The 22,066-nt window shown below is 72.1% G+C and carries 17 protein-coding genes, 1 rRNA gene and 1 pseudogene; 4 read left to right on the top strand and 15 right to left on the bottom strand.

Features of this window, described 5'->3' with window-relative positions; all coding sequences use genetic code 11:
• Positions 1 to 25 precede the first annotated feature (25 nt).
• The gene (locus JK363_RS24920; RefSeq protein ID WP_201877404.1) at positions 26 to 652 is read right to left on the bottom strand and encodes an NUDIX domain-containing protein; all 627 of its coding nucleotides are present in this window, start codon (positions 650 to 652) and stop codon (positions 26 to 28) included.
• 82 nt (positions 653 to 734) lie between these two features.
• The gene (pyrG, locus tag JK363_RS24925; RefSeq protein WP_201877406.1) at positions 735 to 2,390 is read right to left on the bottom strand and encodes a CTP synthase; all 1,656 of its coding nucleotides are present in this window, start codon (positions 2,388 to 2,390) and stop codon (positions 735 to 737) included.
• A gap of 437 nt (positions 2,391 to 2,827) precedes the next feature.
• Here pyrG and JK363_RS24930 point away from each other — a divergent pair, with 437 nt between their 5' ends.
• Both JK363_RS24930 and JK363_RS24935 read left to right on the top strand, forming a co-directional pair.
• Complete coding sequence (locus tag JK363_RS24930) at positions 2,828 to 4,630, top strand: glycoside hydrolase family 15 protein (protein WP_201877447.1); 1,803 nt, start codon at positions 2,828 to 2,830, stop codon at positions 4,628 to 4,630.
• A gap of 47 nt (positions 4,631 to 4,677) precedes the next feature.
• A complete protein-coding gene (locus tag JK363_RS24935; RefSeq protein ID WP_201877408.1) occupies positions 4,678 to 6,333 on the top strand; it encodes a PucR family transcriptional regulator in 1,656 nt (551 codons plus the stop codon).
• A gap of 21 nt (positions 6,334 to 6,354) precedes the next feature.
• Here JK363_RS24935 and JK363_RS24940 read toward each other — a convergent pair whose 3' ends face one another.
• The 6 genes from JK363_RS24940 to JK363_RS24965 all read right to left on the bottom strand — a co-directional run bounded on the left by JK363_RS24940 (position 6,355) and on the right by JK363_RS24965 (position 13,583).
• Positions 6,355 to 7,518, bottom strand: a complete 1,164-nt coding sequence (locus tag JK363_RS24940; RefSeq protein WP_201877410.1) for a glycoside hydrolase family 64 protein — start codon at positions 7,516 to 7,518, stop codon at positions 6,355 to 6,357.
• A gap of 136 nt (positions 7,519 to 7,654) precedes the next feature.
• Positions 7,655 to 8,794 (bottom strand): glycosyltransferase family 4 protein, encoded by a 1,140-nt coding sequence (locus JK363_RS24945; RefSeq protein WP_201877449.1) that lies wholly within the window; start codon positions 8,792 to 8,794, stop codon positions 7,655 to 7,657.
• A gap of 235 nt (positions 8,795 to 9,029) precedes the next feature.
• Entirely contained in the window at positions 9,030 to 10,781 is a 1,752-nt protein-coding gene (recN, locus tag JK363_RS24950; protein ID WP_201877412.1) for a DNA repair protein RecN, read from the bottom strand.
• A gap of 517 nt (positions 10,782 to 11,298) precedes the next feature.
• The gene (locus tag JK363_RS24955; RefSeq protein WP_215911248.1) at positions 11,299 to 12,249 is read right to left on the bottom strand and encodes an NAD kinase; all 951 of its coding nucleotides are present in this window, start codon (positions 12,247 to 12,249) and stop codon (positions 11,299 to 11,301) included.
• On the bottom strand, positions 12,246 to 13,118 hold the full coding sequence (locus JK363_RS24960; protein ID WP_201877452.1) for a TlyA family RNA methyltransferase: 873 nt from the start codon (positions 13,116 to 13,118) through the stop codon (positions 12,246 to 12,248). Before JK363_RS24960 ends, JK363_RS24955 begins: the two co-directional genes overlap by 4 nt.
• Positions 13,119 to 13,160: 42 nt before the next feature.
• Complete coding sequence (locus JK363_RS24965; protein WP_201877414.1) at positions 13,161 to 13,583, bottom strand: hypothetical protein; 423 nt, start codon at positions 13,581 to 13,583, stop codon at positions 13,161 to 13,163.
• A 64-nt stretch (positions 13,584 to 13,647) separates the two neighbouring features.
• Between JK363_RS24965 and JK363_RS24970 the strand changes: the two genes are divergently transcribed.
• On the top strand, positions 13,648 to 13,995 hold the full coding sequence (locus JK363_RS24970) for a sterol-binding protein (protein WP_201877416.1): 348 nt from the start codon (positions 13,648 to 13,650) through the stop codon (positions 13,993 to 13,995).
• Here the strand turns inward: JK363_RS24970 and JK363_RS24975 are convergent.
• The 4 genes from JK363_RS24975 to JK363_RS24990 all read right to left on the bottom strand — a co-directional run bounded on the left by JK363_RS24975 (position 13,943) and on the right by JK363_RS24990 (position 18,301).
• A complete protein-coding gene (locus JK363_RS24975) occupies positions 13,943 to 14,848 on the bottom strand; it encodes an ABC transporter ATP-binding protein (protein WP_236076086.1) in 906 nt (301 codons plus the stop codon). The genes JK363_RS24970 and JK363_RS24975 overlap by 53 nt on opposite strands.
• A gap of 149 nt (positions 14,849 to 14,997) precedes the next feature.
• The gene (locus tag JK363_RS24980) at positions 14,998 to 16,059 is read right to left on the bottom strand and encodes a FecCD family ABC transporter permease (RefSeq protein WP_372444837.1); all 1,062 of its coding nucleotides are present in this window, start codon (positions 16,057 to 16,059) and stop codon (positions 14,998 to 15,000) included.
• Positions 16,056 to 17,105, bottom strand: coding sequence for a FecCD family ABC transporter permease (locus tag JK363_RS24985; RefSeq protein ID WP_201877418.1), 1,050 nt, complete (start codon positions 17,103 to 17,105; stop codon positions 16,056 to 16,058). The genes JK363_RS24980 and JK363_RS24985 overlap by 4 nt, the downstream gene beginning before the upstream one ends.
• Before the next feature lie 143 nt (positions 17,106 to 17,248).
• Positions 17,249 to 18,301 (bottom strand): HAD-IIA family hydrolase, encoded by a 1,053-nt coding sequence (locus JK363_RS24990; RefSeq protein WP_201877420.1) that lies wholly within the window; start codon positions 18,299 to 18,301, stop codon positions 17,249 to 17,251.
• 79 nt (positions 18,302 to 18,380) lie between these two features.
• On the opposite strand from JK363_RS24990, the gene JK363_RS24995 reads away from it, so the two are divergent.
• Positions 18,381 to 19,667 carry a DUF1015 family protein gene (locus JK363_RS24995; RefSeq protein ID WP_201877422.1) on the top strand — a complete coding sequence of 429 codons (1,287 nt, stop codon included), beginning with the start codon at positions 18,381 to 18,383 and terminating at the stop codon, positions 19,665 to 19,667.
• Between the two features lie 59 nt (positions 19,668 to 19,726).
• On the opposite strand, the gene JK363_RS25000 is transcribed toward JK363_RS24995, so the two are convergent.
• The 3 genes and pseudogenes from JK363_RS25000 to rrf form a co-directional block, all read right to left on the bottom strand.
• A complete protein-coding gene (locus JK363_RS25000) occupies positions 19,727 to 20,548 on the bottom strand; it encodes a tetratricopeptide repeat protein (protein ID WP_307821858.1) in 822 nt (273 codons plus the stop codon).
• Between the two features lie 111 nt (positions 20,549 to 20,659).
• Positions 20,660 to 21,733 (bottom strand): annotated as a pseudogene (locus JK363_RS43880) (hypothetical protein); the annotation flags it as partial.
• A 128-nt stretch (positions 21,734 to 21,861) separates the two neighbouring features.
• Positions 21,862 to 21,978, bottom strand: a 5S ribosomal RNA gene (rrf, locus tag JK363_RS25010).
• Between the last annotated feature and the right edge of the window lie 88 nt (positions 21,979 to 22,066).

The raw sequence follows: 22,066 nt of genomic DNA on the forward strand, positions 1-22,066 counted from the left end.
CAACGGCGCCTCGGTCAGGCCGTGGTCAGGCTTCGAAGGGGCGGGCCGGCCAGGGGGCGTCCGCCGGGCGCAGCGCGTCCAGGCCGTCCCCGTCCAGCGCGGCCCGCGCGGCCAGGACGCCGACCGTCAGGCAGGTGTTGTGCAGTTCGCCCGCGAGGACACCACGGACCAGGTCGTCCAGCGGAACGCGGTCCAGCTCCATGTCGGCCTCCTCCTCGGAGACCTCGAAGCGCTCGCCCTCGGCCGTGGAGATCTCCCGGGCGAGGAAGATCCGCACCGCCTCGTCGGTGCCGCCGGGCGAGGTGTAGACATCGGTGAGCACACGCCAGTTCTCGGCCTTGACGTGCGCCTCCTCGTACAGCTCGCGCTGGGCGGCGTGCAGCGGGTTCTCACCGGGGATGTCGAGGAGCCCGGCCGGGATCTCCCACAGCCGCTGGCGCACCGGGTGGCGGTACTGCCGCACCACGATGACCCGCCCGTCCTCGTCGAGGGCGAGGATGGCGACCGAGCCGGGGTGGACCTGGTAGTCGCGCTTGGCCCGGCTGCCGTCGGGCATCACGACCTCGTCGGTGCGCACGCTCGTCTTGTTGCCGGTGAACGGCGTGGCGGTGGCAGTGATCTGCCACTCCTCGGGGGTGTCCTGGATGCCCATGGGTGTTCTCCGCGTCCTCTCGGTGCGATGGCCGGGGTGCGGGCCGCACGAGCGGCCCGCACCCGGGGTTCCACCGTATCGGTCAGGCGCCCGCGCCCTGCCCCTGAGCAGCGGTCTGCCGCTCGACGGCGGCCTTCACCAGACCCGCGAAGAGGGGGTGCGGGCGGGTGGGGCGGGAGCGCAGCTCGGGGTGGGCCTGGGTGCCGACGAGGTAGGGGTGCACCTCGCGCGGGTACTCCACGTACTCGACCAGCTTGTTGTCCGGGGAGGTGCCGGAGAACACGATTCCGGCCTTCTTCTCCAGCTCGCCGCGGTAGGAGTTGTTGACCTCGTAGCGGTGGCGGTGGCGCTCCTCGACGTACGGCTGGTCGTCGTAGACCTCGCGGACGATCGAACCCTCGGCCAGCTTGGCCGGGTACATGCCCAGCCGCATGGTGCCGCCCATGTCACCCTCGCCCGCGACGATGTCGAGCTGCTCGGCCATGGTGGAGATGACCGGATCGGTGGTGGCGGGCTCGAACTCGGTGGAGTTGGCGCCCTCGATGCCCGCCAGGTTCCGCGCGGCCTCGATGACGATGCACTGGAGTCCCAGGCACAGACCCAGCAGCGGGATCTTGTTCTCCCGGGCGTAGGTGATCGCGCCGAGCTTGCCGATCACACCGCGGTCGCCGAAGCCGCCGGGGACACAGACCGCGTCGACGTCCTGGAGCTGCTGCCGGGCACCGGCCGCGGTCTTGCAGTCGTCGGAGGTGACCCACTTGATCTTGACGCGGGCGCTGTTGGCGAAACCGCCCGCGCGCAGCGCCTCGGTGACCGACAGATAGGCGTCGGGCAGGTCGATGTACTTGCCGACGAGCGCGACGGTGACCTCGTGGTCGGGCTGGTGGACGCGCTCCAGCAGGTTGTCCCACTGGGTCCAGTCCACGTCCCGGAAGGGCAGGTCCAGCTTGCGGACGACATAGGCGTCCAGACCCTCGGAGTGCAGCACCTTGGGGATGTCGTAGATCGACTTGGCGTCGATGGCGGCGACCACGGCGGCGTCGTCCACGTCACACATCAGCGAGATCTTGCGCTTGATGGAGGTGGGGACGTCGCGGTCGGCGCGCAGCACGATCGCGTCCGGCTGGATACCGATGTTGCGCAGGGCGGCGACCGAGTGCTGGGTGGGCTTGGTCTTCAGCTCACCGGAGGGGCCGATGTAGGGCAGCAGGGAGATGTGCACCACAAAGACGTTGTCCCGGCCGACCTCGTGGCGGACCTGGCGGACGGCCTCCAGGAACGGCAGCGACTCGATGTCGCCGACGGTGCCGCCGACCTCGGTGATGACCACGTCGACGTCGTCGGTGGCCATCCGGCGGATGCGATGCTTGATCTCATTGGTGATGTGCGGAATCACCTGCACGGTGTCACCGAGGTACTCACCGCGCCGCTCCTTGGCGATCACGGTCGAGTACACCTGGCCGGTGGTCACGTTGGCCGAGCCGTCGAGATCGACGTCGAGGAAGCGCTCGTAGTGGCCGATGTCCAGGTCGGTCTCGGCGCCGTCGTTGGTGACGAACACCTCACCGTGCTGGAAGGGGTTCATCGTGCCCGGGTCGACGTTCAGATACGGATCGAGCTTCTGCATGGTGACGCGCAGACCGCGCGCCTTCAGCAGGGCACCCAGGCTGGAGGCGGTCAGGCCCTTGCCGAGTGAGGAAGCGACACCCCCGGTGACGAAGAGGTGCTTGGTCGTCATGGGCTTAGCGGCAATGGCCAAGAGGGGGCTCCCGTGGTCGCGTGGTGAGGGTGCGGTCCGGCAGCTGCCCCGGAAATCGGGGGGTGCCGTCGCTGAGGTTCGGGGGTTTTGCGCCCGCCGCTCCACGGGCTACCAGGGTATCAGTGCCCCGGGGCGGCCGCTGGAGGCCGTGTCCGCGCAACCGCGCGGACACCTTCCGTGACCTGGCCGGGGACCGCTCCGGGGAGCCGGCCACCCGATCGGCCGTGAGATGCGAGCCACGATATGGACGAACACAAACGGATCATCGTTGTCCGTCGTATCCTGCTCGGACGCACGCATGCGAGCCACCCCGGCACGGCACCACCAGCACGCCCCCGGAACAAGAGCTCGTCGAGAATTTCCGAGACCGTAAGAACGCCTCACGGGGCAGTACGGCCGTTCGAATGGGGAAGCACGTGGCCGGGCGTATCGAGGACTACGCACTCATTGGGGATATGCAGACCGCCGCCCTCGTCTGTAGAGACGGGACGGTGGACTGGCTGTGCCTGCCGCGGTTCGACTCCCATGCCGTGTTCGCCGGTCTGCTGGGGACCGAGGAACACGGGTTCTGGCGGCTGGGTCCGGCCCACGCCTCGGACAGTGAGCCGCCGGCCGCCGATCGCCGCCGCTACCGGGGGGACTCGCTGGTCCTGGAGTCGGAGTGGGACACCCCGCGCGGCACGGTCCGTGTGATCGACTTCATGCCGCCGCGGGACGGCGCCCCGCAGCTGATCCGGATCGTCGAGGGCGTGAGCGGCCGGGTGCCGATGCGCTCGGCGCTGCGAATGCGCTTCTCCTACGGCTGGGTCGTGCCCTGGGTGCACAAGGTGGACTCGCGCACGGTCGCGGTGGCCGGTCCGGACTCGGTGTGGCTCGACACCGATGTGGACACCTACGGCAAGGACCTGACCACCTACGCCGACTTCACCGTCGCCCCCGGCGACCGGATCGCCTTCACCATCAGCTGGCAGCCCTCGCACAAGGAGCAGCCCGCGCTGCCCGAGCCGGAGGCCGCTCTGGAGGCCACCGAGGCGTTCTGGCGCGAGTGGGTCGAGCACTGCACGTACCACGGCCCCTACCGGGACGCGGTGGTCCGTTCGCTGATCACCCTCAAGGCGCTGACCTACGCCCCCACCGGCGGCATCGTGGCGGCGCCCACCACCTCCCTCCCCGAGGACATCGGCGGTGTCCGCAACTGGGACTACCGCTTCACCTGGCTGCGGGACGCGGCGATCACCCTGTCCTCGCTGCTGCGCACCGGCTACCGCGAGGAGGCCCGCGCCTGGCGCGAGTGGCTGCTGCGCGCGGTGGCGGGCGACCCGGAGAACCTCCAGATCATGTATGGGATCGCCGGCGAGCGGGAGTTGTCGGAGGCCGAGCTGACCTGGCTGCCCGGCTATGAGGGCTCCCAGCCGGTCCGGGTCGGCAACGGCGCGGCGGGCCAGCTCCAGCTGGATGTCTACGGCGAGGTCACCGAGGCGCTGCACCTGGCCCATATGACCGGCCTGGCGCGCAACGACTACGCGAGCATTCTCCAGCTGAAGCTGATCCGCTACCTCGAGGAGCACTGGGACGAGCCGGACGAGGGCATCTGGGAGGTGCGCGGTCCACGCCGCCACTTCGTGCACTCCAAGGTGATGGCCTGGGTCGCGGTGGACCGCACCGTCAAGCTGATCGAATCGGGCGATGTGGACGGCCCGTTGGAGCGCTGGCGGGAGCTGCGCGACGAGATCCACCGCGATGTGTGCGAGAAGGGTTACGACGCCGAGCGCAACACCTTCACCCAGTCCTACGGCTCCAAGGAGCTGGACGCCTCCCTGCTGCTCATTCCGCAGATGGGCTTCCTGCCGCCGGACGACAAGCGGGTCATCGGCACCATCGAGGCCATCCAGCGCGAGCTGTCCACCTCCGACGGCTTTGTGCTGCGCTATCCGACGGCCGGTGAGGACGCGGGCGTGGACGGTCTCGAGGGCGATGAAGGGGCCTTCCTGGCCTGCTCGTTCTGGCTCGCCGACGACCTGGCGATGATCGGCCGGGTGGACGAGGCCCGCAAGCTCTTCGAGAAGCTGCTCGCGCTCCGCAACGACCTGGGGCTGCTGGCGGAGGAGTGGGACCCGCGCCTCCAGCGGCAGGTGGGCAACTTCCCGCAGGCGTTCAGCCATGTGCCGCTGATCGACACCGCGCTGCGGCTGACCGCCTCCGGCGCGTACGGCGGCTGACCGCCGCCCACCGGCCCGCGCCGCCCGCGCCGGGTAACGTCCTGACCATGGAACCGCAGGGTCCCCAGGGGACGATCACCGTGGCGCGGGCGCTCGACCTTCCGGCGCTGCGCCGCGGGCTCCCGGAGGTCGTGTCCGGGGAAGACCTGCTGGACCGGCCGGTGCGCTGGGTGCACGCTGGCGAGGCGCCCAATATCGCGGCGCTGCTGCGCGGCGGAGAGCTGCTGCTGACCACCGGTCTCGGTGTCGGACCGCGCCCGGCCGAGCAGCGCGCCTTCGTCCGCAGACTGGCCGAGCGGGGGATCGCCGCGCTGGTGGTGGAGCTGGGGGCGCGGTTCCGTGCACTGCCGGGGCCGGTGGTGGACACCGCGCGCTCCTGTGGGCTGCCGCTGGTGCAACTCCATCGCGAAGTGCCGTTCGTGGCGGTCACCGAGGAGATCCACACCGAGATCGTCAATGAGCACTACGCCCTGCTGCGCCAGGCCGATGTGGTGCACCGCCAGGCGACCGAGGTGCTGCTGCGCGGCGGCGGGGTACCGGAGATCCTGCGCCACTTCGCCCGGTTCGCGGCCAACCCGGTCTTCCTGGAGACCCCCGACGGGCATCTGCTGTACGCGGCGGGGCCGGGCGAGGAGGCGGCCCGGCCGGGGCTCGCCGATCCGCTCCAGGTGTGGGAGGGGCTGCGGGCGCGCCGGGCGGCCGAGCAGCCGGAGCCCCCGGCGGGCAGTGTGATCGCGGATATCCCGGGCGGCGGACACGGCCCGGGGGCGGTACGGGCCCGGCTGACCGTGCTGCCGGTGGCCGGACCGCTGGGGCCGGTGCACCGGATCGCGGCCGAGCGGACGGCGGATCTGCTGGCGGTGGTGCTGCTGCGGGCCCGCCAGGAGGAGGAGTTGGCGGCCCGGGGCCGGGGCGACTTCCTCACCGATCTCGCGGAGGGCCGGATCGAGCCCTCGGAGGCACCCGCCCAGGCGCGGGTGCTGGGCTTCCGGCCGGGAGACGGCCCGCTGCTGCCGGTGGTGGCGCGGCTGGCGGAGGATGTACGTCCGCTGGCCGGCGGGGAGAGCTGGGCGGCGCTGGCCCATGCTCTCCAGGAGGAGTTGGCGGCGGCCGGGGTGCCGGTGCTGCTGGGGGTGCGGCTTCCGGAGGGCCGGGTGCCGCTGCTGGCCGGGCTGCGGGACGCGGCGGAGCGCGGTGCGGTCGCCGAGCGGATCGCGGCGGGTTTGCGGACCGCGGTGGAACGGGCCTGGCCGGACCGGGCGGGTTCGCGGCCGCCGGTGGTGGTCGCCGGTCTCGCGGTCGGCTGGGAGACGGCCGGGACCGAGCTGCGGCACGCCGCCGAGGCGGCCAACGCGGCCCGGGGCCTGCCGGACCGGGACTGGTACGACGTCCGCAGCCTGGATGTCGATCTGTTGCTGTGGCGACTGCGTGAGCACGGGGATCTGGCCGCCTTTGTCGACCGGGTGATCGGCCCGCTGCTCGCCCATGACCGCACCGCCCGCCCGCCGCTGGTGCCGACGCTGGAGGTGTATCTGCGGCATGCGGGCCGCAAGGCGGAAACGGCCCGCGCGCTGCATCTCAACCGGCAGACGCTGTACGACCGGCTGGCCCGGATCTCGCGGCTGCTCGGCAGCGACCTGGAGGACCCCCGGACGGTGCTCGCCCTGGGGGTGGCCCTCCAGGCCCGCCGCCATGTCCGCTGAGCGGCGGCCTACTCAGCGGGCTCAGAACGGGGTCAGGGTGAGGGTCATCGCCGTCGGTGCGGTGTCCTGGATGTAGGACGCGAAGTCGGCGACGTCGTCGAAGGCGAAGCCGTACGCCTTGCCGTCGGTGGTCGCCGCGTGCATGGCCTTGGCGTAGTGGTGGGTGATCCGCTCGGTGTAGAAGGCGGCCGGGTCGGTGACCGGCTGGTTGGCCGAGCTGTGCAGGGTGGTGCGGTTGAAGCCCGCGCCGAGGATGGCCGCGACCGGGCCCGTCGTGCCGTCGTTGGGCGCGGCCAGCGCGCCGTCGCAGAACAGCACGTCCTTGGTGGAGGGTTTGGCGAACGAGACGGACGCGGGGCCGGTGAAGGAGAGCCGTCCGCCGCTGACCCGGCCGGTGAAGGTGCCCGCGTTGGTGGTGACCTTGAGGTCCTTCGACCCGTAGGTGTCCCAGACCTGGTCGATGTAGGACGCGAAGTAGTCCTCGGGGAACAGTCCGGCGCCCAGACCGTGGCCCGGGGCGATCACCCGCAGCCGGTCGCCGAGCACCAGCGACTCGAAGGCGTCGGTGCCGGCGAGATCGGAGAACACCTTGTCGCGGGCGCCGTCCTTGAGGGTGCCGGTGGTCTGGTCCTTGGCGCCGGTGAGGTGGATCGCCAGCGGCACGCTGAACATGTCCACCATGGTGGTGTTGCAGAACATGCCGTCGGCGTTGAAAGTGAACTCCGCGCAGTCGTGCAGGACTTGGTAGTTGGGGTCCCCGGAGACCCATCCGGCCGGGTACTGCAACGCGGGCTTGCCCGCGCCGTCGGCGACCGCCTTGAACTTCAGCCGGGAGCCCAGCGCGACATAGATCCGGCCGGACATCCGGGGCAGGGTCAGCTTGGTGTCACCGCTCCCGGCCAGCGGGATGGCGTAGTCGGTCCAGCCGTCGGGGCCGTTGTCGGACAGTGCGATGGGGGCGAGTTGGCCGTCGGGGGTCACCCGCACCTGGCGTCCGCCCTCGTTGCCGACGATGTAGAGCCATATCGACGCGTTGGCGAACTGACCGGTGCGGTTGACGACGGTGAGCGGCAGGGTGGCGGCCCGCTGGGCGCCCTCGGCCCGGCCGCCGGTGAGGGCGAGACCGGAACCGGCGGCGGCCGCGGTCGCGGCGAGGGAACCCAGCAGCTTTCGGCGACTGATCACGGTGTAGTGCTCCTCGGCGTAGTGGGGGTTGCCGGGACATGCGCGGGGGGTGACGTACAGCGGTGACGCGCGGCGCGGTTGAGAGCGCTCTCCGACCGTCACTGCGCAGCACCCTGCCCATCGCCGCCGGGGGGCGTCAACCCCCGTGACACCAAAAGGTCTGAACCAACTCGTCGTAGACGCTGAGGACATGGCCGACCGTGTCGTCCTCGGTGGGCCAACCGGCCGTCCGCGCCCGCCCGGCGGCGGCCAGCGCCACCCGCCGCGCCGGATCGGCGAGCAGCCCGGTGACGGCGTCGGCCAGCGCCTCCGGATCGCCGTACGGCACCAGTTCGGCCGCGTCCCCGACCAGTTCGGGCACTCCGCCCACGGCCGTGGCGACCAGCGGCACCCCCGCGTGCAGTGCCTCCTGGGCGAGCAGCGAACGGGCTTCCCAGCGGCTGGAGAGCACCGCGACATCGGCCGCCGCGAGCAGCTCCGGCACATCGTCACGGCGGCCGAGCAGCCGCACCGGCAGCCCCTCCGCCTCGATCCTGCGCTGGAGCGGCGCACGGTCCGGCCCCTCCCCCGCGACCACCAGCACCGGCTGCGGGTCCAGCGCACGCCACCGCCGGGCCGCGTCCAGCAGCGGGCCGAGGCCCGTCGTCTCCAGACGGCCCACGGTGACCAGCAACGGCCGCTCCACGGCGCCCAGTTCGGCCCGCGCCTTCTGCTCGTCACCGTCGCCCGCCCCGTCCCTGCCGCCCGCGGCGCGCGGCGCCGGGACCGCGACCGGTGCCAGCCGCGCGTCGCGGGCACCCCGGGCGCGGGCCCGGTCCACCAGATCCGAGGAGGCGCCCAGCACGATCGAGGCGGTGCGCGCCACCTTGCGCTCCATCAGCCGGACCACCGGCGCCCGCGCCCCGTCGGTGTCCACCGCGGTGTGCCAGGTGACGATCAGCGGAACGCGCCGGCCGCGCAGGGCCATCGCGGCCAGCAGTCCGGAGCGCAGCCCATGGGCATGCACCAGCCCGGCGCCGAGCGAGGCCGAACGCAGCGAGGCGACGCTTCCGGCGTCGGTCAGCGCGTCGAGGGCGGCGAACCCCGCGCCCGCCTCGGTGAAGCCGTACCCGATTTCGGCGCTCCAGGGCCCGCACACGGTCACCCGCAGCCCGCGCGCCACCAGCCCGGCCGACAGCGACCGCACATGCACCCCACTGCCCGAACCGCCCTTCCCCAGCACCTGGACGGCGTGCAGCGACGGCTGCCCGTGCGGCGGGACCGGGGTGGTGCTCACGGTACTGCTCACGCGGGCGGAGCTCCTGAGGCGGTATAGGGTCGAGGATCGGGCGCGGCGGTGCGGGCGGTACGAGTGCGCTGGGCCCAAGAATGCCAGCACTCGCGGTGCCCACGCGGCAATGCCTCTGCGCAACGCCCGGCTCTGGCTCGGCCGTACGTCCGCAGCATCACCCGTACGGGTGACCCCGGGAAGCCCGGTGCGGTCCGGTCCCGCCCCGAAGCCCGCGGAGCGCTCAGCGTCCGCCGCGCGCGGTCTCCAGCAGCTCTTCGGCGTGCGCCCGCGCCAGTTCCGAATCCTCCTGGCCCGCCAGCATCCGCGACAGCTCCCGTACGCGGTCCTCGCCCGCCATGGCCTTGACCCCGCTGCGGGTCACCGACCCGTCGTTGGTCTTCTCCACCACCAGGTGCCGGTCGGCGAAGGCCGCGACCTGGGGCAGATGGGTGACCACCACGACCTGTGCGGAACGGGCCAGCCGGGCCAGCCGGCGGCCCACCTCGACCGCGGCCTTGCCACCGACGCCCGCGTCCACCTCGTCGAAGAGATACGTCGGCACCGGATCGGAACCGGCGAACACCACCTCGACCGCGAGCATCACCCGGGACAGCTCACCGCCCGAGGCACCCTTGGCGATCGGACGGGGCGGGGCGCCGGGGTGGGGGGCGAGCAGCAGCTCGACCTCGTCGGCGCCGTGCGGACCGTAGAGCACGGCCCGGCCGCCCACCTCGATGCCCGCCGTCTCGTCCGCGGCGTCGGACTGGCGGATGGCGAAGGTCACGCGGGCGTGCGGCATGGCCAGTTCGGCCAGTTCGGCCGTGACCGCCTCGGCGAAGCGGGCGGCGGCCTCGGTCCGGGCGTCGGTGAGCGTCTGCGCCAGCTCGCCGAGTTCGGTGCGCAGCGCGTCGTGCTCGGCGGTCAGCTCGCCGATGCGGTCGTCGTCGCCGTCCAGTTCGGCCAGCCGGGCCGCGCCCTGCTCCGCCCAGGCCAGCACGTCCGCGATGCTCTCGCCGTACTTCCGGGTCAGCTGGCCCAGCGCCGCGCGGCGCTCTTCGACGGCGGCCAGCCGCAGCGGATCGGCGTCGAGGTTGTCGGCGTAGCCCGCCAGCTCCTGGGCGACGTCGGACAGCAGGATGCCGACCTCGCCGATCCGGTCGGCCAGTCCGGCCAGCGCCGGGTCGTGGGAGCGTACGGCCTCCAAGGCGCGGTGGGCGCCCCCGACCAGGGTGGCGGCGTCCACCCCCTCGGGGTCCTCCGGGTTCCCGGCCAGGGCGGCGTGGGCGACAGCGGCGGCGGAGGCCAGGGCCTCGGCATGGCCGAGCCGCTCGGCCTCGGTGGCCAGTTCGGAGTCCTCCCCCGGGCGGGGCTCGGCGGCGGCCACCTCCTCGAGACCGAAGCGGAGCAGATCGGCTTCCTGGGCGCGCTCACGAGCGCGGGTGGTCAGCTCGTCCAGCTCGGCGGTGACGGCACGCAGTCTGCGGTAGGCGCCCGCGTACTTCTCCAGCGGTCCGGCGACCGCCTCGCCCGCGTACCGGTCCAGCGCCTCGCGCTGCCGGGCGGGCCGCAGCAGGCCCTGCTGATCGGTCTGGCCGTGGACGGCCACCAGGTCGTCGGCCAGCTCGCCCAGCAGCCCCACGGGGACCGACCGGCCGCCCACATGGGCGCGGGAGCGGCCTTCGGCGGAGAGGGTACGGCTGATCAGCAGCGCGCCGTCGTCCAGTTCGGCGCCCGCCTCCTCGGCCCGCACCGCCGCCGCCGAGCGCGCGTCGACCGTGATCCGCCCCTCGACGACCGCCGCCTTGGCGCCGATCCGTACCAGGGCGGCGTCCGCGCGGCCGCCCAGCAGCAGCCCCAGACTGGTGACCACCATGGTCTTGCCCGCGCCGGTCTCACCGGTCACCGCGGTGAAGCCGGGTGACAGCTCGACGACCGCGTCGTCGATGACGCCCAGCGCACGTATCCGCATCTCCTCCAGCACGTGCAAGACCATACGAGGTTTGGCGGGTCGGACGCGACGACGGGGCTCACCTTCCGGGTTCCGCCCGCACAGATGACCGGGCGGACGGAGCCCGGCATGCCGCTTTCGCGCACCCCTGGTACGAGCCGGACAGGGCCTGAGCGGGCCTCGCCGAAGTCCGGTGCGGTTCGGGTGCGCCCCGAAGGGGCGCGGGGCTGTGTCGATGTGCGGCTCCGCCGCGGCTGTGTCGATGTGCGGCTCCGCCGCGTGGGCGACCGGCCACGACACAGCCGCAGACGCATGACGGCACCTCGCGGCACTTCCCGCGGAGCGCTTAGGCCCTGTCCGGTGGGTCTTTGAGGAGCAGCCCGCGGCGTCTGGTGAGGGGGCACCTCCCAGCGGTAGCTGGGGGAGGATCGCAAGGCGGAGGATCGCCCTCGTACTGGGCGTACTCGGGCGACTCCGACAACGCGGCCGGGGGCACCTCCCAGCGTTAGCTGGGGGCGCGGTGCCAGGCGTCGCGGGCCCGATAAGACCCACCGGACAGGGCCTAGTGGGGGGCGCCGCGCCAGCCCGCCACCGGGAGGGCGAACTTGGCCACCAGACGGTCGGTGAACGACGCGTGGTGCAGCCGCGCCAGCCGCACCGGTACGGCACCCCGCCGCACCTCCACCCGCGCCCCGGCGGGCAGTTCCACCGTGCGGCGCCCGTCGCACCACAGCACCCCGTGCGGCGTCTGCGGCTGCACCTCCACCGCGAGCACCGAGTCCGGCGTGGTCACCAGCGGCTTGGCGAACAGGGCATGGGCGCTGATCGGCACCATCAGCAGCGCCTCCACCTCCGGCCAGACCACCGGGCCGCCCGCCGAGAAGGCGTACGCCGTCGAACCGGTCGGGGTCGCGCAGACCACACCGTCACCGCCGAAGCGGGACACCGGACGGCCGTCGACCTCGGTGACGACCTCGAGCAGCCGCTCACGGGCCGCCTTCTCCACCGACGCCTCGTTCAGCGCCCAGTCGGTGTGCACGATGTGGCCGTCGTTGCGGACGAGCACATCGATCGTCATCCGCTCCTCGACCTCGTACTGCCGGGTCACCACCCGGTCCACGACCTTGTCCAGGTCATCGCGCTCGGCCTCGGCGAGGAAGCCGACCCGGCCCAGGTTGACCCCGAGCATCGGCACCCCGGAGATCCGCGAGAACTCCGCCCCGCGCAGCAGCGTCCCGTCCCCACCGAGCACCACCAGCAGCTCACAGCCGTCCAGGACGTCCCGGCCCGCCTCCACCCGTTCGACCGAGGGCGGCAGCGGCAGGTCCTCGGCCTCGGCGGCGAGCACCCGCACTCCGATACCGCTGCGCAGCAGCCCCTGCACCACCAGCTCCGCGCTGCGGATGGCCGCGGGGCGGCCGGTGTGCGCGAGCAGGAAGATGGTGCGCCTGGCCGTCGGCTCCGCCCGATCGGCTTGATCCGCTGATTCCGACGCTGCTTCTGAAGTGGTCAACTGGGCCCCTCCGCCACTGCACGGTCAACATCGGCCGGGTCCAGTGCCGGCGCCCCGGCGCGCATCCACAAAAAGTACTCGACATTGCCCGACGGCCCGGGCAACGGGCTGGCCGTCACACCCAGCACTCCAAGACCCAGACCCGCCGCCTGTTCCGCCACCGTGCGCACCGCCTCGGCGCGCAACTCGGCGCTGCGGACGACACCGCCGCTGCCGAGCCGTTCCTTGCCGACCTCGAACTGCGGTTTGACCATCAGCACCAGATCAGCGCCGGGCGCGGCACAGCGCACCAGGGCGGGCAGCACCAGCCCCAGCGGAATGAAGGAGAGATCGCCGACGACCAGGTCCACAGGCTCCCCTCCGATCTGTTCGAGCGTCAGCTCGCGTACGTTCGTACGGTCCAAAACGGTCACGCGTTCATCGTTCTGGAGGGACCACGCGAGCTGTCCGTATCCGACGTCCACGGCGACCACACCGGAGGCGCCCGCGCGCAGCAGGACATCGGTGAAGCCCCCGGTGGACGCCCCCGCGTCCAGCGCCCGCCGCCCGGCGACCGCGAGCGCCGCCCCGGGCAGCGGCCGGACGTCGGTGACCTGCCCGGCGCCGGGACCGTTCCGGTACTCCTCGCTGAAGGCGTAGAACGCCCCCGCCAGCTTGTGGCCACCGCGCGAGACGTACTCCGGATCGCTGTCGTCCTTGATCACGACGACGGCGGCACTGGTCTCCACCTGGGTGGCGGCCTTGGTCGCGGTCATCCCGCCGACGGTGACACGGCCCGCGGCGATCAGCTGACTGGCGTGCTCACGGGAACGGGCCAGCTCGCGACGCACCAGCTCCGCGTCGAGTCGTACGCGTCGTGGGCGGGTCACTGCCACGGGTGATTCAGCTCCTGAGGTCGGTTCCGGAGGTGGTCATACGGGGCCCTGCGGGGCGGGAGCCGGAGGTCCGGGCCGCCGGTCGAGTGCCGTCAGCGTGTCGCGCAGGCCCTGGTGCACATCCTCGTACACCTCCAGATGCTCGCCCGTCCCGAGGTGGTCGGCATCGGCCAGCCGCTCGAGCCGTGCGTCGACCTCGGCGACGCCGGTGGGGGTACGGGGGACGCCGAGCGGAGCCGGTTCCGCGGGCCCGGGAGCCTCGGCGGACGGGGCAGGGGCGGTGTCCGGGGACTGCGGAACCGTGCCTTCCGCACGCTCCGGGGTCGCCGCCAGGGGTTCTGGGGTCTCCGGGGACGGTTCGGCCGCGGGCCGCGGCGCCCGGCCCGCTGTGAGGTCCGGCACAGCGGGCCCGGCGCCGGACTCTGCTCCGGGCCGTACGCCCGGCATCGGCTCACTCATGGCCCCGACGCTACCGCGAACCGGACGTTCTCCGACGTGCGCGACCTGGGGTACGGTCATCGCGATGGCGACCTTGGAACAGTGCCGTGGCGCACTCGACAAACTGGCGGAGAATCTCGCGGGCGCGAACGGGGACCTCCGCGGCGCCGCCGCGCTCGACCGCTCGGTGAGCTGCTGGATCACCGACCTCGACACCACCTTCGTCGGTCGGCTGGTGGACAGCCGGATCGAGGATGTGACGACGGTGTCCGGCCCGCCGCCCGAGCGTGCGCAGATCCGGCTCGCGATGAGCGGTGACGACCTGGTGGCGCTGGTCGACGGAGAACTGCACTTCGCCCGGGCGTGGGGCAGCGGCCGGATCAAGCTCGAGGCGGGGCTGCTCGATCTGGTCCGGCTGCGGAAACTGCTGTAGCGGTCGACAGCGCACGGGGCCGGTCCTCCGCGCGGCCCGGGGATCCGGCCGCGTCCGAGGGGGCCGACGCAGCGGACGTACGGGCCCGGCGGGCGGCCGGGATGACCAGCGGGGTGCCGCTCTCCGGGTCATCGATCACCTGGCAGCGCAGTCCGAAGACCCGCTCCACCAGCTCAGCGGTGACCACCTCACCCGGCGCCCCCTCGGCGACGACCACCCCGTCGCGCATCGCGATCAGATGGGTGGCGTAGCGGGCGGCGTGGTTGAGGTCGTGGAGGACCGCGACGAGGGTACGGCCCTGCTCCTCGTGGAGTTGGGCGCACAGATCCAGCACATCGATCTGGTGCTGGATGTCCAGATAGGTCGTGGGCTCGTCGAGGAGCAGCAGCGGGGTCTGCTGGGCGATGGCCATGGCGATCCACACCCGCTGGCGCTGGCCGCCGGAGAGCTCGTCGACATAGCGGTCGCCCAGCTCGCCCACACCGGTGGCGTCCATCGACTCCTGGACGATCCGCTCGTCCGTCTCCGACCACTGGCGCAGCAGCCCCTGGTGCGGATAGCGGCCGCGGGCGACCAGGTCGGCGACGGTGATCCCGTCCGGGGCTATCGAGGACTGGGGCAGCAGCCCGAGGGTGCGGGCGACCTTCTTGGCGGGCAGCGAGCCGATCGCCGCCCCGTCCAGCAGCACCGATCCGGCGGCGGGCTTGAGCATCCGGGACAGGGCGCGCAACAGGGTGGACTTACCACAGGCGTTGGGCCCGACGATCACCGTGAAGGAGTGGTCCGGGATGGTGACGGAGAGGTTCTCGGCGACCGTACGGCGGTCGTAGGCGAGGGTGAGCCCCTCGGCCATGAGCCGCTGCGGCCCGTCGGTGGCGCCCTGCGTACGCGTACCGGTGCTGGTGCTGGTGCTGGAAGCCACGGTCTGCCGGGTGTCCTTGTCCTGCCGGGTGTCCTTGCCCATGGTGTGTTCCGTGTCTCCGTCCGCGCCGTTGTGATTCCTCATATCCGCCCCGCCTTGCGCTCGGTCACCAGCAGCCACACCAGATAGCCGCCGCCCAGCATCCCGGTGAGCACACCCACCGGCAGCTGATCGGCCCCGAAGAGCCGCTGCGCCGACCAGTCGGCGGTGATCAGCAGCCCGGCGCCCATCCAGGCCGAGGGCAGCAGATTCGGCCCCGAGGAACGGGTGAGCCTGCGGGCCAGCTGCGGGGCGGTGAGCGCCACGAAGGCGACGGGCCCGGCCGCGGCCGTGGCGGACGAGGTGAGCACGATGGCCGCGAGCATCAGCACCAGCCGGGTCCGCTCCACCCGCACCCCGAGGGCGTAGGCGCTGTCGTCGCCCATCTCCAGCATCCGCAGATCCCGGGCGTGGCCCAGCACCACGGGCAGCAGTACCGCGCAGACGACTGCCAGCGGCCAGACCTGCTCCCAGTCCCGCCCGTTGAGCGAACCGGTCAGCCACACCACCGCGCGGGTGGCGTCCGGGAGATCGGCCTTGGTCAGCAGATAGCCGTTGACGGCGCTGAGCATCGAGGAGGCGCCGATACCGACGAGCACCAGCCGGTAGCCGTGGACGCCCCGCCGCCACGACAGCGCGTAGACCCCGGCCCCGGTCACCAGACCGCCGATCACGGCCCCGGCCGCGACCGCGCCGGGGCTGCCCTGGAACAGCACGATGACCGCGAGCGCACCGGCGGCCGAGCCCTGTCCGAAGCCGATCACGTCCGGACTGCCCAGCGGATTGCGGGAGATGCTCTGGAAGAGTGCGCCGGACAGCCCGAGGGCCCCGCCGACCAGCAACCCCACCAGCACCCGCGGCATCCGCAGCTCATTGATGATGAAGTCCTGGGCGGCGGTGCCATGGCCGGTCAGGGTGCGGATCACATCGGCGGGGGCGATGGGGAAGTCGCCGGTGCCGATGAGGACGACGCTCATCACCAGCGATACGGCGATCAGCAGCAGACCGACGACCGCCCCGCGCAGGTCCAGGCGCATCGAGAACCCGCGGGTGCGCAGCGTCACCCCGCGCGTCCTGGGCGTCAGGCGCTTGCTCGCGTTCACAGTTGGGCCATCCTCCGGCGGCGTACGAGGTAGATGAAGACGGGCCCGCCGATGAAGGTGGTGACCACTCCGACCTGGAGTTCGGCGGGCCGGGCGGCGATCCGGCCGATCACGTCGGCGCCCAGCACCAGCACCGGTGAGAGCACCGCGGCGTACGGCAGGATCCAGCGCAGATCGGGGCCGGTGAGCGCGCGCACCAGGTGCGGCACCATCAGCCCGACGAACGCGATCGGCCCGCAGGCGGCGGTCGCGGCCCCGCACAGCAGGGTGACGGCCAGCATCGACAGCGCCCGGGTACGGCCCAGATGGGTGCCGAGCGCGCGGGCGGTGTCGTCGCCGAGCGCCATGGCGTTCAACGGGCGGGCCAGGGCCAGCGCGAGCACCGATCCGACCAGCAGGAAAGGCGAGACCTGCTGAACGATCGTCATGTTCGCGGAGGCGAGCGAACCCACCATCCAGAAGCGCATCTTGTCCAGCGCCACCCCGTCCAGCAGCTGAACGGCGTTGACGTATCCGTAGAGCGCGGCATACACGGCCGTACCCGCGAGCGCGAGCCGCACCGGGGTGGCCCCGCGGCTGCCCCCGAGCGCGTACACCAGGACGGAGGCCGCGGCGGTGCCGAGGAACGCGAACCACACATACCCGGTCAGCGAGGTGACGCCGAGAAAGCTGATCGCCGAGACGACGGCGGCGGCCGCGCCCGTGCTCAGGCCCAGCAGCCCGGGATCGGCCAGCGGATTCCGGGTGAGCGCCTGGATGACCGCGCCGGAGAGCCCGAGACCGATACCGACGAGCAGGCCGAGGATGGTGCGCGGAACCCGTAGGTCCCGGATCACCACATCGCTGTTCTCGCCGCTGTAGTGGAACAGCCCGTGCCAGACCTCGTCCAGGGGGATCGGCTTGGCGCCGATGGCGATACTGGCCGCGACGACCACCAGCAGCACGGCGACCGAGGCGACCAGCCCGGCCGCCCGACGCGCGGTGCGGCGCCCGGGTGGCGTGGTCGCTGTCTCGGTCCCGGCTTTCACCGGACTGACCAGGGTCACGCGGAACTCCACCTCACAGCACGGCCGATCAGGACTAGGTTAGGTTACCCTAAGCCTCAACGGCCGTACCCCGGCGGGATCCGGAAAACCGGGAGGTCGACGGGGTCCGCGAGATCACTCACCGGCCCCGGTCGTCCAGGCGCTCACCACCCCAGCCGCGCCAGAGCCTTCCCCGCATCCGTCGTGCTCACACCGTCACCCGCCGCGGTCCAGGCCGCCGCGCACAACGCCCGCAGCCCGTCCATCGGCTCGTCCCCGTCCCCCTCCAGCAGCAGCGCGCCGTCGTGTACCCGAGCCGTCCAGCCTCCGCACCGGAAACCGTCCGCCACGCCGTCCGCGGCCCCGGTGGGCTCCACCTCGGGCTGGGCGCTGAGCAGCCCCCTCAAGTCGCGGTCCACATACGTCGGCCGGTGCTTCGGCGGGGCCGCCAGCAGCTGCGCCGCGTCCGTCACCCCGGTCAGCACCAGCAGCGAGTCCACCTCACCCGCGTACGCGCCCTCGATATCGGTGTCCAGCCGGTCCCCGACCACCAACGGCCGCCGGGCACCGGTCCGTAGAATCGTCTCCCGGTGCATCGGTGGCAGCGGCTTCCCCGCCACCTGCGGGGACCTGCCCGTGACGATCCGTACGACCTGGACCGCCGCGCCATTGCCCGGGGCGATACCCCGGCCGCTCGGAATCGTCAGATCCGTGTTGGACGCGAACCACGGCACCCCGCGCCCCACCGCGTACCCCGCCTCCATCAGCCGGGACCAGGGCATATCCGGTCCGCCGTACCCCTGCACCACCGCCGCCGGATCGTCGTCCGCCGACTCCACCGGCGTCAGACCGCGCTCGCGGAGCGCCACCCGCAGCCCCTCCCCACCGATCACCAGCACCCGCGCGCCCGACGGCAGCTGCTCGGCGATCAGCCGGGCCACCGCCTGCGCCGAGGTGATCACGTCCTCGGGCCCGGCGGGCACCCCGAGACGGGTCAGATGCTCGGCCACCGCCTCCGGGGTGCGCAGTGCGTTGTTGGTCACATACGCGAGCCGCATCCCGTCGTCCCGTACGGCGCCCAGCGCGTCCACGGCGTGGTCGATCGCCTCACCGCCCGCGTACACCACCCCGTCGAGGTCCAGCAGGGCGGTGTCGTACACCGCGTTCAGCGGCCGCTCACTGCCCTCGGGCCGGGTCCGGACGGCGGTCTGGTTCATGGATGGACACACTCCTCGCAGATCTGTGCGCTACGCCCCCGATCATCGCCCATCCCCGTCCGGGGCATAGCATTCTCAAATGAGCATTTCAGGGCCTGGCGGGCAAGGTCTCCAGCTCACTCCGTTCCGTGGGCTGCGCTACGCGGCGGAACGGGTCAGCAGTATCGCCGCTGTCACCTCCCCGCCCTATGACGTGGTAGTTCGGCCCGACGGTCTGCGCGCACTCGAGACCGCGGACCCCTACAACATCGTCCGATTGATCCTGCCGCAGGCCGGCACCCCCGCCGACCGCCACCGGCAGGCCGCCGAGACACTGCGCCGCTGGCAGGCCGACGGCATCCTCGCCGCCGACCCCGAACCGGCGCTCTACATCTATGAACAGCGCGACGGCCAGACCCTCCAGCGCGGTCTGATCGGTGCCCTGCGGCTGAGCCCCCGCGAAGAGGGCATCGTCCTCCCGCACGAGGAGGTCATGCCCCATGTCGTCGAGGACCGCGCCGATCTGATGCGCGCCACCGCGGCCAATCTGGAACCCCTGCTGCTCGCCTACCGCGGCAACGGCGGGGGGAGCGGTGCCGCGCATGTCATCGAACGCACCGTACAGCGCGAGCCGTTGCTGTCCACGACCACCGAGGACGGGATCGACCACCATCTGTGGCGGCTGACCGACCCGGGCGATCTCGTCGAGATCGCCACCGACCTCCGCCGCCACCAGGCGCTCATCGCCGACGGCCACCACCGCTGGGCCACCTATCTGCGGCTGCGCGAGGAGCGGCCGGAACCCGGCCCGTGGGACTACGGCCTCGTCCTGCTCGTGGACACCACCCGCTACCCGCTCCGGGTCCGAGCCATCCACCGGCTGCTGAGACGGCTGCCGCCCGCCAAGGCACTGGCCGCGGCGGGCCACGCCTTCCGGATCCAGGAGATCGAGGGCCCACTGCCGCGTGCCCTCGACGCGCTGGCCGAGGCCACGACCGCGGAGCCCGGCGGAAACGCCTTCCTGCTCACCGGGGACGGACGCTTCCACCTCCTGGACCGCCCCGATGCCGAACTGCTCGCCCGTACGGTCCCCGAGGGACGCCCGGAGGCATGGCGCACCCTGGACGCGACGGTCCTCCACTCCGTGCTCCTGGAGCACCTCTGGAACGTCCCGGACGCGCCCGAGCACATCGGCTACATCCACGACGCGGAGGCCGCGGTCGAGCAGGCGGAACGGCTGGGCGGCACGGCGGTGCTGATGCATCCGGTGGACGAGGACGTCGTCCACGACCTGGCCCGCCAGGGCGTCGCCATGCCGCACAAGTCGACCTCCTTCGGGCCGAAGCCGGCCACGGGTCTTGTGCTGCGCAGCCTGACGCTGGGCTGAACCTGACGTGGAAGAGGGCGGCACCCGTGTGACACGGGTGCCGCCCTCTTCACGGTCTGTCAGCGGTCGTCGCCGTCCTGCGGTTCGTCGGTGTCCTCGGCAGCTTCGGTGGCTTCGGGGGCTTCCGCGGCTTCGGTGGCTTCCGCGGCTTCCGCTGTGGGCTCAGCAGCCTCGTCGCCCTCGGTCTCGTCGTCCTCGACGGCCTCGGGGGCCTGGACCTCAGGCTCGTCCTGAACCGCCTCGTCGGGGTCGAGGGCGTCCACGAACTCCACACCATCCAGCTCCGCGAGCCGGTCCGACGCGTCCGTGGTCCCACCCTGGTCGGCCTCGAGCGCCTTGGCGAACCACTCACGGGCCTCGTCCTCACGCCCCACGGTCAGCAGCGCGTCGGCGTACGCGTAGCGCAGCCGCGCGGTCCAGGGCTGGACGGAGTGCGAGGCCAGCTCCGGGCTCTGCAAGGTCACCACGGCGGCGTCGGCCTGACCCATGTCGCGCCGGGCACCGGCGGCCACCAGCCGCATCTCGACCTGACCGGCCCGGTCCAGCTTCTGCACCTCGGGCTCACCGGCCATGGCGAGCGCCCGCTCGGGACGGCCCATGCCACGCTCGCAGTCCGCCATCACCGGCCACAGCTCCGAGTTGCCGGTCATCCGCCGGGCGGCCCGGAACTCGGCAAGGGCCTCGGCGTACTTCCCCACGGCGTACGAGGCGAAGCCCGCGGCCTCACGCACGGCGGCCACCCGGGAGGCGAGCCGCAGCGCGACGCGGGCGTACTGGTACGCCTGCTCGGGCTCGGTGTCGAGCAGCTTGGCGACCATGACGAGGTTCTTCGCCACGTCCTCCGCCAGTGTCTTCGGCAGGCTCATCAGCTCCTGCCGCACTGCCTTGTCGATCTCGTCGCCGGTCACGTCCTCCGGGATCGGCAGCCGCTTGATGGGCTCGCGATCACCACGCTCCCGGCCCCGGTCGTCACGGCGCCCGTAGCCACCGGAACGGTCGTCACGGCGCCCCTTGAAGCCACCGCCGGACCGGTCATCGCGCCCACGGCCCTGGCCGTACGGACGACGCGGCCCGCGATCGTCCCGGCCATCACGACGGAACCCGCCATCGCGGTCATCACGGCGCGGACCACGCGGGCGGTCATCACGGCGGTCGTCACGGCGGTCGTCACGGCGGAAACCACCGCGGTCGTCGCGCCGATCATCACGACGGTCATCGCGACGGAACCCACCACGGTCATCACGGCGGTCATCACGACGATCGTCACGGCGGAAACCACCACGGTCATCGCGCCGGTCGTCGCGGCCGAACCCACCACGGTCATCACGACGGTCATCACGGCGATCGTCCCGGCGGTCATCGCGACGGAACCCACCACGACCGTCACGGCGGTCATCACGACGATCGTCACGGCGGAATCCACCACGGTCGTCACGGCGGTCATCGCGACGGAAGCCACCACGATCGTCATCACGACGGAAGCCGGGACGGTCATCACGGCCGAACCCACCTCGGTCGTCACGCCGATCGTCACGGCGGAAACCGCCACGGTCGTCACGACGGTCATCACGGCGGAATCCACCACGGTCGTCACGGCGGTCATCGCGACGGAAGCCACCACGATCGTCATCACGACGGAAGCCGGGACGGTCATCACGGTCACGCCGGAAACCACCCTGGCGGAATCCTCCGTCGCGGTCGTCACGGCGCGGACCGCGCAGACGGTCATCCCGCCGGTCATCGCGCCGGTCATCGCGCCGGTCGTCACGACGCTCATAGCCACCGCTGGGCCGACCGCCACGGTCATCGCGGGGTCCGAAGCCCCCGCCACCGGGTCGGCCGCCACGGTCGTCATCACGACGCGGCCCGCGCGGCCGGTCATCGCGACGGTCATCACGGCGGAAACCACCGCGGTCATCACGACGGTCGTCACGACGGTCATCGCGGCGGAAGCCACCACGGTCGCGGTCACGGCGGGGTCCGGAATCGCGGGAGTCCCGCCGGTCGCCGCCGTCCCGGCGCCGCGGCTCGCGCTCCGACCGGTCGTCGGGAGAGTTGGTGGACATCGGCGTGACTCCTGTCTTGAGGTACTTCAGTCATTCTCCCGCACCGGTCCAGCCGATGCGGAAACAGCAAAAACAAAAGGACCCTTGGTCCCAGCGTTGAACGCTGGGACCAAGGGTCCTGAAAGATTGTTCGGCGGCGTCCTACTCTCCCACAGGGTCCCCCCTGCAGTACCATCGGCGCTGAAAGGCTTAGCTTCCGGGTTCGGAATGTAACCGGGCGTTTCCCTAACGCAATGACCACCGAAACCCTATCGGGTTCTAGCGAACAAGCACACTCTTCAATTAATAAAGTGGAATCTGTTCACCGGTGCGACTGTTCGCAACCCGGGAACC

The sequence above is a fragment of the Streptomyces coffeae genome, assembly GCF_016741875.1.
Lineage (GTDB): Bacteria > Actinomycetota > Actinomycetes > Streptomycetales > Streptomycetaceae > Streptomyces > Streptomyces coffeae.